Genomic DNA, 1662 nt, shown 5'->3' on the forward strand with positions numbered 1-1662 from the left:
CATCAAATTTAATGAGGCATATTTGTAAGGAGGTCCGGTCATGGCTGACATTTATATACTTTCACCAGATGATAAATTATTGACAGTGCTGTCCAGCCACGGACGAGAAACCTGTACGTTCTGGGATGCGAAATACAAGGAAGAGCTCAACAAGGGCTCTTCTTTTTCTTTTGTAGCGGACGCCTCCCACCCTGACGCACGTTTCCTATTTGAAGAGAATCAAGTGGTGTTCAAGGATAAGGACGGTGTAATGCGTCTGTTTGTCATCAAGGAACTGGATGATACAAGTGAAGAAGGAGAGATTAACACTCAGGTTACCTGTGAAGCTGCCATGATGGAGCTTGCTGAAACCTTTGTAAAAGATTTTCGCCCTACCAATAAAACTGCTCAGTTTGTACTGGATAACGTTCTTTCTCGGTCAAGATGGGTGGCGGAAGTAACGGCGGAGCTTGGAGTGAATTCGACTACCTTCTATAAAAAAACAGCGTTGGATTGTATCGCTGACGTGATTAACATATGGGGCGGAGAGCTACAGGACACTATAGAATTTGATGGAAATAAGGTTGTTAAACGAATCATAAAAATACTTCCCCGTCGCGGTAAAGACGGCGGGAAGCGCTTTGAGAGTGATAAGGACACAACGAGTATCCGGCGGACCGTTATCAGTTACCCGGTGACAGCCCTTTGGGGTTACGGAGCATCCATAGCATCTACGGATGAGGAAGGAGAGGAAACGGGCGGTTATTCCCGTTTTATTGATTTCTCTGAAGTAGAATGGAAAAAATCAAAAGGCGACCCGGTCGATAAGCCCTTAGGCCAGGAATGGGTTGGCGATCCGGATTTATTAGAAAGATTGGGGCGCCTTAAAGATGGAAAGTTGATCCATCGGGAAGGCCAGTTCAATAATGAAGACATAACGGAGCCGGAAGAGCTCTTAAAGGCCACATATAATCATTTGATTACGACTGCATGCAAGACAGAAATCAATTATGAGCTGTCCGTGCAACTGCTCGAGAGCGTGCCGGGATACGAACACGAACATGTGGAATTGGGAGATACAACGATCGCAATTGATCGAAACTTTGCTATCCCAATTGAGACGTCGCAGCGCGTTATTTCAATGGAATACGATATTACCGATCCTGATAATACATGCGTCGTTGAGATCGGCCAATTTTTATCAGCTTTACAAAAGGACGGCCGTATTGATCAAATTGAAAGCGTAATTGAAAAAAATCGCGGTACTTGGGAAAGTAAACCGGATGCCGGCGAGGTTACTGATGGCAGTTTCCCTGATAGAGCCCCACCTGTTCCATCGAATGTAGTGGTCAAGCCAATGTTTCAGAATGTGACCCTGACATGGGACTATGATCCGTCCAGTTATATTGCAGCCTATGAGGTGTATGCTTCACAAGTAAATGGATTCACCCCATTAAAAGAGAATCGTATTTTCAGAGGCAAAACAGGCGGATACGAGCATTTTACGGGAGTAAATGAAGTTTGGTATTATCGCTTGCGCTCAATCAACACACGGGGCACAGCAAGCGAATTCACGGATCAATTTTCCGCGACCACTAAGCGTATTCTGACTGAGGACATTGTTTTCGGAGCGATCACAAAAGAAAAACTGGCTGAGCTGGCCGTTGATGCTGATAAGCTTTC

General features: G+C 45.2%; 1 protein-coding gene. It reads left to right on the top strand.

From position 1 onward, the window contains the following. Positions 1-40: 40 nt before the first annotated feature. The coding region (locus BGM27_RS20300; RefSeq protein WP_217031410.1) for a phage tail spike protein at positions 41-1662 on the top strand (1622 nt) is incomplete at its 3' end.

It is taken from the genome of Bacillus sp. FJAT-27001 (assembly GCF_019039175.1).
Taxonomy (GTDB): Bacteria; Bacillota; Bacilli; order Bacillales; family Bacillaceae; genus Bacillus; species Bacillus velezensis.